The following is a 15896-nucleotide window of genomic DNA, read 5'->3' as shown; positions in this document are numbered from 1 at the left end:
GTCCACAACTAATTGCTTGCGGCAGTGAGACTGCGGAGCGGCTTGGCTCTTAGGTTAACGTCTGTCTTATTTTCATCTCGCAAGGTAAATTTATAAATCAAAACAGACCAATAATGTAACGTCCCCGTAATCAAACGTCATGAGTTGCGAATCTACAGCTGCTTCAAAATAATGTCGCGATTCCGCCGGGATTGTGACCTCAGAAAGCGATAAATTTCTTGTCTACAATCGGTTTTGTCAAAATAAGCCACAATGCATGCAGCATTCCTACAAACGGTCAATGATTCTATCAATGGGTGTCTGTATGTGATTTGGTGCTAATATACACCCTCTAGTAGGTAGGCCTCGGGCGCTATCGAACGAGAAAAAAGGAATATTGGATGGCAACTCTGCACTACACCTCGGGTGGTTCCGCCACCGAAATTGCAACCGCCGGCTTCAATTTGGCCGACGTTCAATATGCTAGCCAGGTCGATGCATTGCCGGATGGCACGAAGGGTCTGGTGTATCTCAATGAGCATGAGGGCGTAACCGCATCCTTCATCGAGAAAATGACCCCCTTCCTTGGCAATCCGAATGTGTTTGGGTTCTATCTTGTTGACGAGCCCGATCCCACCGGCAGGTGGGGCACCTATGCAACCGCTGAGAACCTGAAGGCGGAATCCGACTGGATCCATGAGCATTTTCCAGGCGCCAAGACCTTCATCACCATGATGAACATGGGATCCCCGACCAATCCGGATTTTACGAATACCTACAATCCGGCCAACACGCATATCGACTATTTCGGCATAGACCCCTATCCGGTGCGCACGGGAACGGACACGGTCGACTACGACATGATCGATCGAGCCGTGGCTGCAGCGGTGAAATCCGGCATCCCGGCTAACAACATCGTTCCGGTCTATCAGGCCTTTGGCGGCGGTAACTGGGAGACTTCCGACGGCGGAAGACAGGTCATGCCCACCCCCGAACAGATGCAAACCATGATCGATCATTGGGCCGCACTGGTGCCGACGCCCGGCTTCGACTACACCTATAAATGGGGAACGCAGAACGGCGACACCGCGCTTGAAAGCTCGTCCGAACTGCAAGCCGTTTTCCGGGAGCACAACCTCGCTACCACCGGAGCCGAACCTTCCGACACCACCACCAGCGACGGCAGCGCTACCGCGACACCCCCTTCCGACGCCGCGACCAGCGATAGCACCTCGACTGTGACTGCCCCTTCCCATGACGCCACCGGCGACAGCACTTCGACTGCGACTGCCCCTTCCGACACCGCCACCGGCGATAGCACTTCGACTGTGACTGCCCCTTCCCACGCCACCAGCGACGCTAGTGCTGCCGCGACGCCCCCTTCCGACACCGCCACCGGCGATAGCAGCTCGACTGTGACTGCCCCTTCCCATGACGCCACCGGCGACAGCACTTCGACTCCGATCGCCGCTTCCGGCGCTACGACCAGCGATGGCAGTGATAGCAAGAGCGCCCTTTCGCATCTCCTCGCTGGCAATAGCAGTTCGACGGACACCGCCGCCTCCGGCGCCACCACCAGCGATGGCAGTGATAGCAAGAGCGCCCTTTCGCACCTCCTCGCTGGCAATAGCAGTTCGACGGACACCGCCGCCTCCGGCGCCACCACCAGCGATGGCAGTGATAGCAAGACCGCGCTTTCGCACCTCCTCGCCGGCAATGGCAGATCGACTGATGCCGCCGCTTCCGGCGCTACCACCAGCGATGGCAGTCACACCAAGACCGCGCTGTCGCACCTCCTCGCCGGCGACGGCAGCACGACGGACACCAACCACGATAATGCCGGCGACAAGGTAAGCGAGGACGGCGGCGTTGGCCGCCTGTTGGCTGCGTTGAGCCATTCTCTTTCGGCGGGCTCGGAGCTTCTCCCGACCAACGACCCATCCGACAAGACGGCAACCAGCCTGATCCGCCCAGGGTTCGCGCAAACCGTCCAGCCCGATGAAAATGTCGGCGCCCAGGCAAAGAACGGCGCCGCCGCCGAGATCATGTCCGGTCACGGAGGCAACGATGCCTTCGACTTCAGCAAGCTCCAGGACAAGCTCCACCTCGATCAATCCGCTCTTACCGAGCTTAAGTCGGGCGGGCTTTCATTGCATGCTACCCCTGCTGGTACGGCCACGGATGATGGTTCCCACCACATCATCTTTGACAGCTCAACCGGGTCGCTCTCTCTCGACAGCGACGCGGTCGACGGCGCAGCTCAAGCGCAGCTCGCCACCCATCTTCCGTGGCAGCACCACTCTTTGATCTAAAAACCGGAGCGGCGGACCTTCGACTCGAGTCGTGTCCGCCGCTCCGTCTTTGTTCAATTGCGCCACGGAAGCTTGACCAAGGAAGATGCGATACCGGCGGACATCCGACAGATCGAAGTTGGCCGCTTATCGCCAATGCGAATTTCGGATTCGCCACACTCTAAGCAGTCTCGGCAATTTTCAGCACGGTGTCGATCTCGGCCATCACCGCTGCCGGCAGCGGCCCTTTTTCCAGCGCGCCGAGATTGTCCTCGACCTGCTCGGGCCGCGTGAAGCCGGGAACCGGCAGGGCGATTGCCAACTTGGCGAGTATCCAGCCGAGCGCGCCCTGCGCAAGCGTGCGACCGCCCGAGGTGAGCAGGTCGCGGATTGCCGAGAGCCTTGACAGATAGTGCGGGTTGGCGGCGCCATCCCTGAAAAACACCATCCATTCGGCATTCCCGCCGCGCACATCGTTGGTGGGCAGCCGCATGGCCGGCGTGTATTTGCCGGTGAGCAGCCCCATTGCCAGCGGCAGCCGGCTGAACGAGACGAGGTTCTCGCGCGCCGCAACGGCCATCAGCTCGTTCGCCGGGGTAAACACATTGAAGTCGTTCTCTACGGCGACGAACCCCTCGCGCGGCGCGTAGGCGGCAAGCCTTTCGCGGTGATCGGTGCTCCAGCCGAAGCCGCCGATCTTGCCCTCCTGGCGCAACAGGCCGAGCGTATCGAACACCTCGCCGGCGCGCTCGATCGGATACTCGTTGATATGTAGCAGCACGACGTCGATACAATCGCGCTGCAGGCGCTGCCGCGAATTGTCGATCGATGTCCGGATCGCCGCGGCAGAGGCATCCTCGGGTGCGATCTTGCGCGTTTCGGGATCGCCGAAATAGCCGACCTTGGTGACGATGACGGCTTCGTCCTTACCCTTCAACGCCCGCCCGAGGATCAGTTCGGCATTGCCGGCGCCATAGGCGGCAGCCGTGTCGAACACCCGCGCCCCGATCTCATAGGCCATCGCCAGCGCGGCTTGCGACCTGACATCGTCGACCTCGCCATAGACTGTCGCCGTGTCACGCCAGCGCGCGGGGCCACCCGCCGCCCAGGTGCCGATGCCGATGCGCGGTACCGAGCGGCCATCGCAAAGCATCATCATCTGCATGCCCGGTTCCTCAACGACGCAAGCTGGCGCGGCGGGCACGCTCGCGGATCTCTTCGCGAGAAATGCCGGCATCCGCCAGTGTGCTGTCCCGGGCCTGCCTCAAGCTCGCAAGCGTCTGGCGATAGGCAATCCAGCGGGCGAAACGGTATCGAAGTTCATCCAACATGATCGTCTCCTTTGGCCCGCAGAATGCCCGCGCGCCTGGGTTGATCGAAAGCGCAAAGCATCTGCGCCAATCGCATGCGCGATCGAAAGGGTTGAGTTCGCTTCTTGGCCAGCCGAGGCGCTTGTCACGCCCCGCCAAGCAGGATTGTCCAACGCCTCCATACTTGCGCGTGGTGCTCGCTTCGCGCTACAGCCACGGTCGCAAGGAGTTTTTCATTTCTGCAAAATGGATATCGGCTGGGACGATCTCAGGTTGTTTCTCGACGTTGCGCGGCTGGGTGGCTTGAGCGCAGCGACGGGAACCACGCGCCTCAGCGCAGCCACCCTTGGACGACGCGTCACCGCGCTCGAAAAGCAGATCGGCGAACCTCTGTTCGTGCGCCAGCAGACCGGCTATCGGCTGACCCCGGTCGGGGAAGAACTGCTGCGGCGCGCCGAAGACGTCGAGGCGGCAATGCAGTCGCTGACCCGCTGGCGCGAGGGAAATCTGCCCGACCGCATTGTCCGCATCTCGGCCGGGCCATGGACCTCGGCCTTCGTTTCCGCCCATATCGGCGAGATCTGGACGGTCGATGACGGCATAAGGGTGGAGCTTGTCACCACCACCGACCGGGTCGACATCGGCCGCCGTGCCGCCGACATCGGTATCCGCAGCGAGCGCCCGACCGAGCAGTGGCTGGCCGGCCGTCAGAGCGGCAAGGTCGCCCACGCCATTTATTCCGGACGCCACCTGATCAACGGCATCGCCGCCGGATTGTTCGTCGGCGTCACCGGCGAAGGCGCAAACATTGCCTCGGCGCGCTGGCTGCAGGCCCATCACGGCGACCGCATCGCCGTACGCGGCAACAACACCCATTCGGTGCGCGAACTGGTGGCCGCCGGCGCCGGGCTTTCGGTCTTTCCGTGCTTCGTCGGTGACAGCGATCCGCGGCTGGTTCGCGTCGCTCACCCTATCCCCGAACTCGAAACCGACCAATGGATCGTCACCCATCACGAGGAACGTCACTCCCCGCCGGTACGGAAAGTCGCCGACCGGATCGCTGCCTTGATGCGGGCGCACCAGCCGCTGTTTCGCGGCGAGACGCCGATCCGGTAGGCCTCGGGCGTCGATCGGCCGCCAGTGGATCAAGAATCAGATATTTTGGTTGGTTGGACGATGTGCCGCCGGCGTTGAGGACGCCGGAGTGCGGCGCGCTGCTCGAGATCCTTGGGCGGAGAGAGCGGTATAACCGGTCAGCACCACGCTGCCTATCCGGTCACTCGTCCTTCTGCCGGCTCATAGCCGTATGCTTCGCCCTGACGCACCACGCGACCGATGCCCGGCCAGCCAAGGTGCGCGCCGGCGATCCACGTCCCCGCCTCGGCCGCGTCACTGAAAACCTTTAGGCGGGTTGTGCGCGCGGTCAGCTGATCGTCGTCATAGCCCCAACTGAACGCGGGATTGCCGAACTGCAAGGCCGGCACATGAACGATGTCCCCGAAGAATAGGAAACGGTCCTCGTCCGTGTCGAACGCGTAGCCGGTATGACCGGCAGCATGACCGGGCAGGGCGACCGCCCTCAATCGCTCACCCACCTGGTCGCCATTCTGGACGGGCTTCAGCAGGGGCCGGAACTGCGCAAGGTGCGCGTAAGCGAAAAAGCCCTCCACAGCCGCCTCGGGAATTACGATCGCCTTCAAGTTTGGAAAGAGCACTCGGCCGTCGGGGGTCAAAAGTCCGTGCACATGATCCTGATGGGCGTGGGTGAGCGCCAAGACCGTGATCGAAGCCGGGTCGATCTTGGCTTCCGCCATGGCCTGCTCAAGACACCCCACTGTCGGGGCCCAGCCCCCTCCTCCGCTGTCGATCAGAACGCCGTCAACGCCTGGACCTGCGAGCGCGAAGCAATTGACAGACAGGCGAAGCGGCTCTGCCTGCAGAGCTTGCGGCACCGGATTATCCTGCGGGTCTCGCAGAAGGTCCGCCGACATCTCGATGTAACCGTCCGAGAGCGACCAGACGCGCCACCGTCCCGACGTGCTGCCGAGCACGTTGTTGCTTTGCGATGTCACGATCATAAGGCCACCCGCCGCAAACTAAAATGGAGGATAGGTTCGATTGTCACTATTGGCTCTCTGCATCCTCTGCGCAAAAGCGCGGGGAAACCGATGAAGATTAATCCGGAAAGCACCCGATCTCGATAAGCCACGGGTTGGAAAATGATCGTTGACCGATCTGCTAGCTTCGCGGCGATGCCAGCTCTTGTTGCATGCCCATGTAGATTCCTCCCTTCGTAAGCTCGTCAATCATCTGATTTATGCGCTTTCGGCGTGTTTCCGGGTGACGGGCGCGCTCGATCCAATGCAAGTAATCATTACGCTGATAGGGAGGCCGTTGCTTGAAAGCAGGCATCAGATTTGCGGCCTCGAGCTCTGCACGCAAACTGTCGGGCATTTTAGCCAACGGACGTTTCAGCAAATCACGTCTCCGCCATTCGAATCCTGATGCTGGAATAGATCACAAGTCAGCCCTCGCGCCTGCGAGACCGCAGCCGGCCTGGCGACAGCCCTTTCAATCGGGTCACGACGCGATTCATATGGGCCTGGTGAGTGAAACCCGCGTGCTGAGCAATCTCGGCCAGCGGCAGATCGCTATTTTCCAAAAGCTCGACCGCGCGATCAACGCGGCGGCGTAAAATGAATTGATGTACCGGCAATTGCGTCGCCTCGCGAAAGGCGGCGGTGAAGGCGCGTCGTGGCATTCCCGCGATTCCGGCAAGATGGTCGATCGACACCCCCTTTTCCAGATCGCCGTCAATCGCAGCGAGAACCCGGTCGAACCGCTGCGAGGTTAGGACCGGAGACTTCTGCTGCCGCTGACGTGCATGCCCGAGACGGAGCAGGTTCGCGAAAACCAGGCCCAGCGTCCATTCGCGGACGATGGGGTTGGCTGGCGGGTCGCCTTCGAGGCGTCGGCACAACTCGGCCACCAGCGAATCGCGTATCGGTCGATCGGTCAGGATTACCAGGTCCTCGGGGGTCCCGCCTGCGGATACCAGGAGCCTTGACGCCAGAGCGGAGTCAACGGTGATCATCGTCAGCTCGCGCGGCTCCTCGATCTTGAACCGCGTGGCACGCTCGGGAAGGCTGAGCAGCAGGTCGCCGGGGCGGGTGAAGACGCGCCGCAGCCCGCGGCCAAGATCGATCTCTGCATAGGATGAACCGCTGCGAATCACACGCAGCTGAACGACTCCGGCCGGCGCATGGCGATAGTCGCCGGCAGGAAAGAACAACCTCTTTGCATTTGCCGCAGTCACCATCGTTGTACCGGGCGTCCGGACGCAAGTTCCTGCAGGACTTCGATGATCGATCGCCGCATCCTCGATCCTTGACGCCTACACTTTTGCCCGTTTGACTGGTCCACCAGGCGCATCATTTGCCAGGGCAGTCAGTTCACCAATCCGGGGCACAAAGATGTTGTGCAGTGTCTGAGTCATAATGGTCATTTCACGCTGAATTTGCAGTTCCTGTGCGGCGGGAAACAATGTGTCCTGCAAGAAGAGTTCCAGGCCTGCCTTGTCGTCCCATATCTCGATGATGCGATAGCCATCGTCGGTGGCATGCGCGATGTGCTGGTAGATGCCGCCAGCGGGCCGTTTCTCCACGCCGATCCGATCGAGGATGCGGCTATAATCTTCGGCCGTCAGGCCTTCAATATCAAGTGTCGTCACTACGGCCATGGTTCACCCTCGCTGCTGATGGCGGTTGTTTGACGTGGAGTTCCTGGACTGACTTCGGATCCTATTGGGCCGATGTCGTTTGGCATCGCCGTCCTGACGGCGAGTTTGACTCCCGACTTCACCGGCAGGAGCGGTCTTTGGTCCTCAGCCACCGAGCGCCTCGATGACAAGACGGGCGGTCGCCGCTCCGGAGAAGTTCTGCTGGCCGGTGATCAAATTGCCGTCGCGCACGGCAAAATCGCGCCACAGCCCGGCCTGAACATAGTTCGCGCCGAGCGCACGCATCTCATCCTCGATCCGCCATGGCATCAGATGCGCACCGTGCGGCAGAGCGCCCATCTCCCAGACGGCATTGTCGGCGAAGTCTTCCTCGACATTGGCGAACCCCGTAACAGTGCGCCCTTTGGCGAGCAGCTCGCCGGTTGAGAGGCGCGCGTAACGCAGCAGCGCGACGCCGTGACACAAGGCGGCCGCGACCTTGCCGGCCGCGAAAAAGTTGGCGAACAGCCGCTGCAACTCAGTCGCACCTTGGAAGGTGAACATCGGCGCTTGGCCGCCAGCGACGACGATCGCGTCGAACGCGTCGACCGACAGCTCTGCGATGGGCCGTGTCGTCTCCACCAGCGCCGCCAGTTTCGGCGTCGACAGGAAACCGAGCGAGATCAGATCCGTATCCGAATAGCCGGACGGATCGCGCGGGTCGCTCAACGCATCCGCCTCGCATTTGCCGCCCTCAGGCGAGAAGATCGCGACTTCGTATCCGCGCTCCGTGAAGGCGAGCCAGGGATGAGTTAACTCGCTCCACCAAAACCCGACCGGCCAGCCTGTGGTGGTTGACACAGCCGGGTTTGAAAGGACCATTGCGACCCGCTTTGGATGCAGCGGGTCGATCGGGTTGGGATCGCGGACCGACATGCGTGATATCAGGCCGAAATGGGAGCGTTTGGGCGCAAAAACGCGTCCTCGACCAGCGGCGGCAGCTCGTCCAACCTGGGCGCGAAGATGTTGTAAAGCGGTTCGATCGTCACCTTCATCTCTCGATTCAAGCCGATCGCCGCCGCCGCCGGAGCCAACCGCGCCTGCATGAATGCCTCGAATCCCTCGCGATGATCCCACACCTCGATGACGCGATAGCCGCCCTCAATCGGTGCGGTCAAATGCAGATAGATCCCCGGTTCGGGTCGGAGCTCTACGCCCATTTCATCAAGGATTGCGCGGTACTCCTTCGGTGTGATTCCGAGGACGTCGATCGTAGTGATATAGGCCATGATTGATCCCTATTCTTGGCGGTAGCAGGCACTTGGTCAGACGAGATTCGCCCAAATCGTCTTGTATTGGGTGTAGCTTTCCCACGCCTCGCGGCCCTGCTCGCGGCCATAGCCGCTCATCTTGAAGCCGCCAAACGGCGCATTAGGATGGTATTTGTGCCAGCAGTTCAGCCACACCGTGCCTGCCTTGATCCGGTCGGCGAGCCGCAAGGCGCGGCCGAGATCGCCGGTCTGGATGCCCGAGGCGAGCCCGTAGCTCGTGTCGTTGGCGATCCGGATCGCGTCCTCCTCGCTGTCGAACGGAATCACCGGCAGGACGGGGCCGAAAATCTCTTCGCGCGATATCCTTAGGTCGTTGGTCGCATCGGCGAAGATGGTCGGCTCGATGAAGAGGCCCTTGCCGTTGATCTGGCAGGTGCCGCCGCCCGCGGTCAGTCGCGCGGTGCGCTTGCCCTCTTCGACATAGCTCAAGACCTTGTCATACTCGCCGCGCGACGCGATCGGCCCGATCATCGTCGCAGGGTCCAGCGGATCGCCGAGCGTCGCCGACTTCGCCATGGCGCTCAGCTTCTCGACGACCTCGTCATAGCAGGCGCGTTCGACCAGCAGGCGCGATCCGGCGACGCAGACTTCGCCCTTGTTCCAGAAGATGCCCCAGAAGGCTGCCTGTATCGCGGCATCGATATCGGCATCGGCGAAAACGATATTGGGACTCTTGCCGCCGAGCTCCATGGTCAGGTGTTTCATCGTCCCGGCACCGTTGCGCATGATGCCCTGGCCGACGGCGGTCGACCCGGTAAAGGCGATCTTGTCGACGCGGGCATCGTTGACCAGCGCGTCGCCGATGGTGCCGCCCGGGCCGGTGACGAGATTGTAGACGCCTGGCGGCACGCCCGCGTCGAGGATCACTTGCGCCAAGGCGAGGGCCGTCAGGGGCGTGTCGGTCGCAGGCTTGTGAACGACCGTGTTACCCGCCGCGAGTGCCGGCGCGATTTTCGAACAGGACAGCGCGAGGGGAAAATTGAACGGGGTGATCGCAGCGACCACGCCGAGCGGCTCACGTTGCGTCAGGATCCTGATATTTGGTTCGTAGCTGGTACGATAGGCGCCGTCCATCGCGCTCATGGCGAGCCCGCCGTGAAAGCGGAACAGTCCCGAGCAGTGCGGCATGATGATATCGCGGAAATCGCGATAGGGCATACCCATATCCATCGCCTCGCGCACAGCGAAATCCTCGGCCCGCTCGTCCATCAGATCGGCGATGCGAAACAGGATCTTGGCGCGCTCCTCATGATGCATCCGCGCCCAGGGTCCTTGCTCGAAAGCCCGCTGCGCGGCCGCGACGGCATCGCTCGTATCGGTGACGCCCGCCATCGCAATATTGGTGATCGCCGCCTCCGTGGTCGGATCAAAAGTCGTCGAAGTCTCGCCACTGACGACATCGCGCCATTGGCCATCGATCAGCAGGCGTCCTACTGGAATCGCCTTGCGCCGCGCGGGTAGATAATCAGTCATGAACCGGTTCCGTCCTGTCGAATGAGATTGAAGGAAATTGTCGGCCCCATCCCGTGCCGATAGGCGAGCTGGACCAATAGCAGCATCATCGGCTCGATCAGGCGCGAGGCCGTGAGATCGCCGACATCGACCGGCATTGTCGGCAGATCGGCGAGAAGCCGGCAAACCGCCGCCTTGGCATCTGCGTCATTGCCGGCGACATAGCTCGTCACTGGATCGCCGTTGAGACGCGGATCATCCCTGTCAAGCAATTCGGCAAAGGTCGGAATGCACTTGACGACAAGCGCGCCCCGCGCGCGCCTCTGAACCTCCTCGCCTACCGACGTCGTAGTGCCTAGCAGCATCGTGGAAAGGTCAGGCGCGACTGCATTGGTATTGTCCCAGACGATCTTGCCGGACAAATCGCCAAGCGCGTCCATCGCCAACTCGAGAGCCGGCCATGGCGTCGCCAGGGCAATTACGTCGGCCCATCTCGCTACTTCGTCAGGGGCACCGAAGCCGACACGGAGGGTTGCCGCGATTGCGCGCAACTTGCCTTCGTCGCGACTGAAGCTGAGACGAATTTCGTGCCCGGCGAGGCCAAGACATTTCGCCAAGGCCTTCCCGAGCGAGCCTGGTCCGATGATCGCAACTTTCACAACTGCCTCCCGACACGCGATCGGGCTTGCCTAGCACCATTGCAGTCGCGCTTATTTCACGAATTGCCCTTGCACGATTGGGCGCAGTCGTCACATGGATCGGCGCCAATAGGCATCCGGATCCGCCGCGCGCTCTCACGCCCTCCCCGAACGTGTCCCTACTGGGGATATATGTGCGGGGCGACTATGGGGCAGGGTGCCATTTTCTCAGCGGAGTTCCCCAGGGCACAAGGCGGCTCACATTGGTTGACGCTAGATTTTCTTTGCCTAATCCGTCGGCGTTGCGATGACTTTTGTGGCATCAGCATAACGCGATTGCCTGCAAATCCGGGGAAAGGCCGCCTCAGGACGGCTTTCCGGACTGGCACGCCCCTTGCTTCGTTATTCACGTGCAGAGCGTCTAGGGTTCCGGCCGTGTCGATCACGGTGCTGGTCCAAGAGACGCGACCGCTTGGGATGCATTGAGGCATCCGGCGGAACACGGCGGGCCAAAATCCCGGGAGAACCCTGCACGGGTTTGCTGGCGCGAACCTCTCCCGGATGCGCGCTCCGTGAACCCCCCAACAGACGTTCGGACGCAATCCGGATCGCAAACAGGGGTATGCAATGCTTCGCAAACTGGCCGCAATCATCCTAGCCGCATCACTCAGCCTCCCCTTCATCGCAGCCGCGCAAGCGGCGCCGAAGAAAGACTTCAAGATCTGCTGGTCGATCTATGTCGGCTGGATGCCGTGGGGCTATCTCTCGGACAGCGGCATCATGAAGAAATGGGCCGACAAATACGGCATCAATGTCGAGATCACCCGCATCAACGACTATGTCGAGAGCATCAACCAGTACACCGCCGGCGGCTTTGACGGCTGTTCGATGACCAACATGGATGCGCTTTCGATCCCGGCCGGCGGCGGTGTCGACACGACGGCCTTGATCGTCGGCGATTTCTCCAACGGCAACGACGCGGTCATCCTCAAGAACAAGGCCGCGCTCAAGGATATTGCCGGCCAGAAGGTGAATCTCGTCGAGCTTTCCGTCTCACATTACCTACTTGCGCGCGCGCTGGAGACGGTGGGGTTGGCCGAAAAGGACATTACGGTGGTGAACACCTCTGATGCCGACATGGTCGCTGCCTACGGCACCAGCGATGTCACTTCCGTCGTCACCTGGAATCCGCTGGTCTCGGAAATCGCCGCCATGCCGGGCGCCCACAAGGTATTTGATTCGACTGAGATTCCCGGCGAGATCATCGACATGATGGTCGTCAACACCGCGACGCTGAAGGACAATCCGGCCTTGGGCAAGGCGCTTGTCGGTGCATGGTATGAAGCCATGGCGCTGATGACCTCGGGCACGCCCGAAGGCAAGGCGGCCAAGGAAGAGATGGCCAAGGCATCGGGTACGGATCTTGCCGGTTTCGACGCTCAGCTTGCATCAACGGCGATGTTCTTCGAGCCGGCCAAGGCGGTCGCATTCACCAACGGCGCCGAACTGCCGAAGACCATGGATCTGGTGCGCAACTTCCTGTTCAGCCACGGCATTCTTGGTACCAACGCGCCGAGCGTCGACGTGATCGGCATGAGCTTCCCCGACGGCTCGACGCTGGGCGACGTCAACAACGTCAAGCTGCGCTTCGATCCGGCCTTTATGGCAGAGGCAGCGGGCGGAACGCTCTGACGCGGGAGCGCGACATGCTAGCCAGAGGAACCGGCATCACGCAGGCCGCGGTGGGCCCCGAAGTCGCACGCCTGCAACTTAGCAGGCCGAAAGCGCGGCTTCGCCTCATCAACGCGACGGTCTCGCGCGGCAGAGCGTTGCTGCTTGGGACGCTGCCGTTTGCCGCCGTGGCGATTGCCTATCTCTTCGCTTCGGCACAAAGGCTGGCGGTCAATCCCAGCGACAAGCTGCTGCCCTCCCCTGCACAGATGTGGTCGGCCTTTTCAGACTTGGCGACGGTGCCGGACAAGCGCTCCGGCGACCTGATCCTGTGGGCCGACACCTATGCCAGCCTGATCAGGCTGTTCGCCGGAGTCGGCATGGCCACGCTGGTGGCGCTCAGCCTCGGCGTCGCCATAGGGTTCATCCCGCGCGTCAGGGCCTTTCTGCTGCCCTTGGTCACAGTTGTCTGCGTCATCCCGCCACTGGCGCTGCTGCCGATCCTGTTCATTGCGCTCGGCCTCGGCGAAACGGCCAAGATCACCTTGATCGCTCTCGGCGTCGCGCCGGTCATGGTGCGCGACATCGCCAACCGGGTGATGGAATTGCCGCCGGAGCTCGTCGCCAAGGCACAGACGCTCGGCGGCAACAGCTGGACCATGGTGCTCAGGCTGGTGCTGCCACAGGTGATGCCGCGTCTCATCACGTGCGTACGGCTGGCGCTTGGGCCGGCATGGCTGTTCCTGATCGCGGCAGAAGCCATCGCCTCCACCGAGGGGCTCGGCTACCGCATCTTCCTCGTTCGTCGCTATCTGTCGATGGACGTCATCCTGCCTTACGTCGCCTGGATCACGCTGCTTGCGGTGATGACCGACTGGCTACTCGTGCGGCTCTCTCACATCATCTCGCCCTGGGCTCATCCGGTGCGGACCAGATGAGCCGGATCCTCGTCCATGGGCTGGAGAAGAGCTACGGCGACGCCCGCGTGCTGGAACGGGTCAACGTCTCCGCCGAAGCGGGTGAATTCCTGTCGCTGGTTGGCGCCAGCGGTTGTGGAAAATCGACGTTCCTGCGCATCCTGCTTGGCCAGGAACAGCAAAGCGGCGGCGTGGTCGTCGTCGGCGACCAGCCGATCGTGCCGGAGCCGACGCCGCAGCGCGGCATCGTCTTCCAGCGCTATTCCGTGTTTCCGCATCTGACCGCGCTGCAGAACTTGCTGCTGGTCGAGGACTTCCGTTCGGGGGGACCGTTCGGCCGCGTCTTCGGCGCCAGGCGCAAAAGCGCCAGGCAAGAGGCCGAAACCATGCTGGAACGGGTCGGGCTTGCCCATGCGCGCGACCTCTATCCGGCTTCGCTGTCGGGTGGCATGCAGCAACGGCTGGCGATCGCGCAGACCTTGCTCGGCCGGCCGCAGATCCTGCTTCTCGACGAACCCTTCGGCGCGCTCGATCCCGGCATCCGTGCCGAGATGCATGAGCTGCTCATCGAGCTATGGACCGAGCAAGGCATGACCGTCGTCATGGTCACCCACGATATAGGCGAGGCATTCAAGCTCGGCACCCGCGTGCTCGTCTTCGACAAGGTGCGCCACGACCCCCAGTTCCCGTCCGCCTATGGCGCGACGATCACCTACGATCTGAAGCTCGACCGCAAGCACCGGGCTTCCGCACGAGACGTGGCCGAAGTGGCCGCGATGGTCGGGACGACCCGACTGGATAGCGCAATCGCGACGACGGCGTCGTGAAGGAGGTTTTCATGCACAGAGATAGTCCAGAACGCCGGTATCGCCGCGCCGGGCTCACCGACCGCCAGCCACGCCAACGCTTCCACCATCCGAACTTCGAGATCCGCGACATGCAGGGCTGGAAGTCGATCGAGGCGGAAGGAAAGCTGCCCGAGGATGGCTGGCGCAAGGAACAGAAATGGGCACTCGACATGGGCCTGCCCGGATCGGATTCGATCATCGACAAGTCGATCCCGACATTCGCGCGAGGCGAGTTGCCGCATTTCGCCGGCATCAACACCTTCCTCAAGGCGCCCTATGTCGAGAACGTCCGCGATGTCGGCAGGTATGACGCTGCCGTCATGGGCATTCCTTTCGACAGCGGCACCACCTACCGGCCCGGAACCCGCTTCGGGCCGCAAGGCATTCGCCGCATCTCGGCGCTCTACACGCCTTACAATTACGAGCTCGGTGTCGACCTGCGCGAGCAGATGACGCTTTGCGACGCCGGCGACGTCTTCACCATCCCCGCCAATCTCGAAAAGAGCTTCGACCAGATCACCAAGGGCGTCAGCCATGTCGCCTCGTCCGGCGCGCTGCCGATCATGCTGGGCGGCGACCATTCGATCGGGTTTCCGTGCGTGCGCGGCATTGCCGACGTGACCTCCAAGCGCATCGGCATCATCCATTTCGATCGCCACATCGACATCCAGGAAAAGGATCTCGACGAACGCATGCACACGACGCCCTGGTACTGGGCAACCAACTTGCCGAACGTCTCGGCCACCAATCTGGTGCAGCTCGGCATCGGCGGCTGGCAGGTGCCCCGCTACGGCGTCGCCGAGGCGCGGAAGCGCGGCACCAACGTGCTGACGATTTCCGATATCGAACAGATGGGGCTGGAGAAGGCGGCGGAGATCGCGCTCGAGCTCGCATGGAAGGACACCGACGCCGTATACATCTCCTTCGATGTCGACAGCATCGATTGCGGTTTCGTGCCGGGTACGGGCTGGCCGGAGCCCGGTGGCTTCCTGCCGCGCGAGGCACTGAAGCTGCTCGGGCTGGTGTCGGCGCCCGGCATCTGCGGACTGGAAGTGGTCGAGGTGTCGCCGCCCTACGACACGTCGGACATCACGGCGCTGTTTGGCGTGCGGGTTGTCGTCGAGGCGCTCGGCTCGATGGTCGCGCACGGCAATCTCGGCAAGCACAAATCCATCATCGACAAGCCGACGAGTTTTTAACCATGCATGAGGATCATCATCACCACAGCCATGACCATGGCGACGGCCACCATCACGGGCCGAACGGTCATCATCACCATCCGCACCCGGTCGGTCACAACGGCCCGGCCGGCAAGCCGTTGCAATGGCAGACACCGCATCTACCGCACGACCATGCGCCCGAACCCGCCGACGCGCGGGCGACGGATCTCGATCTCGTCGAGATCGCGTTTCTCGAAGGGTTTTCGCGGGCGCCAGACCCCTCCAGTTTCCTGCGCCTCGCCGGAATTCCCTTCGTCGGCGAAACCGCCGACGGCATGCGGCTGCATCTCCTGCGCGTCGAGACGCAGGACATGGTCGATGTCGGCGCCGTCATGCCGATGATCGGCGGCGCTGGCGTCACCTATCACCCGCTGCCCGCGAAACTGACGTCGCGCCGGCGCCGCCTGGCCTTCGTCTACCATGACGGCAGGGGACAAAGACCCCTCGACTTCGGCGAGGCGCGGCTTCTGGCCGACAGGTCCGGCGCCGCACAATTCACCATGCCAGGGGCCGGACAATGA

17 protein-coding genes and 1 riboswitch are annotated in these 15896 nt (G+C 62.2%); of the genes, 7 read left to right on the top strand and 10 right to left on the bottom strand.

What is annotated here, in order from left to right; all coding sequences use genetic code 11:
* Positions 1–380: 380 nt before the first annotated feature.
* Positions 381–2291, top strand: coding sequence for a serine-rich family protein (locus NKJ40_RS17475; RefSeq protein ID WP_352467083.1), 1911 nt, complete (start codon positions 381–383; stop codon positions 2289–2291).
* A 160-nt stretch (positions 2292–2451) separates the two neighbouring features.
* Here the strand turns inward: NKJ40_RS17475 and NKJ40_RS17470 are convergent, their stop codons facing one another.
* Positions 2452–3435, bottom strand: coding sequence for an aldo/keto reductase (locus NKJ40_RS17470; RefSeq protein ID WP_352467082.1), 984 nt, complete (start codon positions 3433–3435; stop codon positions 2452–2454).
* A 10-nt stretch (positions 3436–3445) separates the two neighbouring features.
* Positions 3446–3601 carry a YjiS-like domain-containing protein gene (locus NKJ40_RS17465; RefSeq protein WP_352467081.1) on the bottom strand — a complete coding sequence of 52 codons (156 nt, stop codon included), beginning with the start codon at positions 3599–3601 and terminating at the stop codon, positions 3446–3448.
* A 225-nt stretch (positions 3602–3826) separates the two neighbouring features.
* On the opposite strand from NKJ40_RS17465, the gene NKJ40_RS17460 reads away from it, so the two are divergent.
* Positions 3827–4696, top strand: coding sequence for a LysR family transcriptional regulator (locus tag NKJ40_RS17460; protein WP_352467080.1), 870 nt, complete (start codon positions 3827–3829; stop codon positions 4694–4696).
* A gap of 152 nt (positions 4697–4848) precedes the next feature.
* Here NKJ40_RS17460 and NKJ40_RS17455 read toward each other — a convergent pair whose 3' ends face one another.
* The 8 genes from NKJ40_RS17455 to NKJ40_RS17420 all read right to left on the bottom strand — a co-directional run bounded on the left by NKJ40_RS17455 (position 4849) and on the right by NKJ40_RS17420 (position 10740).
* Positions 4849–5658, bottom strand: a complete 810-nt coding sequence (locus NKJ40_RS17455) for an MBL fold metallo-hydrolase (protein WP_352467079.1) — start codon at positions 5656–5658, stop codon at positions 4849–4851.
* A 160-nt stretch (positions 5659–5818) separates the two neighbouring features.
* A complete protein-coding gene (locus NKJ40_RS17450) occupies positions 5819–6058 on the bottom strand; it encodes a YdeI/OmpD-associated family protein (RefSeq protein WP_352467078.1) in 240 nt (79 codons plus the stop codon).
* A gap of 46 nt (positions 6059–6104) precedes the next feature.
* Complete coding sequence (locus NKJ40_RS17445) at positions 6105–6899, bottom strand: helix-turn-helix domain-containing protein (protein ID WP_352467077.1); 795 nt, start codon at positions 6897–6899, stop codon at positions 6105–6107.
* Between the two features lie 75 nt (positions 6900–6974).
* Positions 6975–7319, bottom strand: a complete 345-nt coding sequence (locus tag NKJ40_RS17440; protein ID WP_352467076.1) for a hypothetical protein — start codon at positions 7317–7319, stop codon at positions 6975–6977.
* A 144-nt stretch (positions 7320–7463) separates the two neighbouring features.
* The gene (locus tag NKJ40_RS17435; RefSeq protein ID WP_352467075.1) at positions 7464–8234 is read right to left on the bottom strand and encodes a type 1 glutamine amidotransferase domain-containing protein; all 771 of its coding nucleotides are present in this window, start codon (positions 8232–8234) and stop codon (positions 7464–7466) included.
* An 8-nt stretch (positions 8235–8242) separates the two neighbouring features.
* Positions 8243–8587 carry an antibiotic biosynthesis monooxygenase family protein gene (locus tag NKJ40_RS17430; RefSeq protein WP_352467074.1) on the bottom strand — a complete coding sequence of 115 codons (345 nt, stop codon included), beginning with the start codon at positions 8585–8587 and terminating at the stop codon, positions 8243–8245.
* Positions 8588–8623: 36 nt separating this feature from the next.
* A complete protein-coding gene (locus NKJ40_RS17425; RefSeq protein ID WP_352467073.1) occupies positions 8624–10102 on the bottom strand; it encodes an aldehyde dehydrogenase family protein in 1479 nt (492 codons plus the stop codon).
* Positions 10099–10740 carry an NADPH-dependent F420 reductase gene (locus tag NKJ40_RS17420; protein WP_352467072.1) on the bottom strand — a complete coding sequence of 214 codons (642 nt, stop codon included), beginning with the start codon at positions 10738–10740 and terminating at the stop codon, positions 10099–10101. The genes NKJ40_RS17425 and NKJ40_RS17420 overlap by 4 nt, the downstream gene beginning before the upstream one ends.
* 389 nt (positions 10741–11129) lie before the next feature.
* Positions 11130–11245: riboswitch (guanidine-I (ykkC/yxkD leader) on the top strand.
* A gap of 101 nt (positions 11246–11346) precedes the next feature.
* On the opposite strand from NKJ40_RS17420, the gene NKJ40_RS17415 reads away from it, so the two are divergent.
* The 5 genes from NKJ40_RS17415 to NKJ40_RS17395 are packed head-to-tail and all read left to right on the top strand — an operon-like array spanning position 11347 to position 15896.
* Positions 11347–12411, top strand: a complete 1065-nt coding sequence (locus NKJ40_RS17415) for a putative urea ABC transporter substrate-binding protein (protein WP_352467071.1) — start codon at positions 11347–11349, stop codon at positions 12409–12411.
* Positions 12412–12425: 14 nt separating this feature from the next.
* A complete protein-coding gene (locus tag NKJ40_RS17410; protein ID WP_352467070.1) occupies positions 12426–13328 on the top strand; it encodes an ABC transporter permease in 903 nt (300 codons plus the stop codon).
* Complete coding sequence (locus NKJ40_RS17405) at positions 13325–14134, top strand: ATP-binding cassette domain-containing protein (protein WP_352467069.1); 810 nt, start codon at positions 13325–13327, stop codon at positions 14132–14134. The genes NKJ40_RS17410 and NKJ40_RS17405 overlap by 4 nt, the downstream gene beginning before the upstream one ends.
* 11 nt (positions 14135–14145) lie before the next feature.
* Positions 14146–15354, top strand: a complete 1209-nt coding sequence (locus tag NKJ40_RS17400; protein ID WP_352467068.1) for an agmatinase family protein — start codon at positions 14146–14148, stop codon at positions 15352–15354.
* Positions 15355–15356: 2 nt separating this feature from the next.
* On the top strand, positions 15357–15896 hold the full coding sequence (locus NKJ40_RS17395) for a hypothetical protein (protein WP_352467067.1): 540 nt from the start codon (positions 15357–15359) through the stop codon (positions 15894–15896).

The sequence above is a fragment of the Mesorhizobium sp. M0119 genome (assembly GCF_040322615.1).
GTDB lineage: Bacteria > Pseudomonadota > Alphaproteobacteria > Rhizobiales > Rhizobiaceae > Mesorhizobium.
This window is presented reverse-complemented; position numbering and strand designations above follow the sequence as displayed.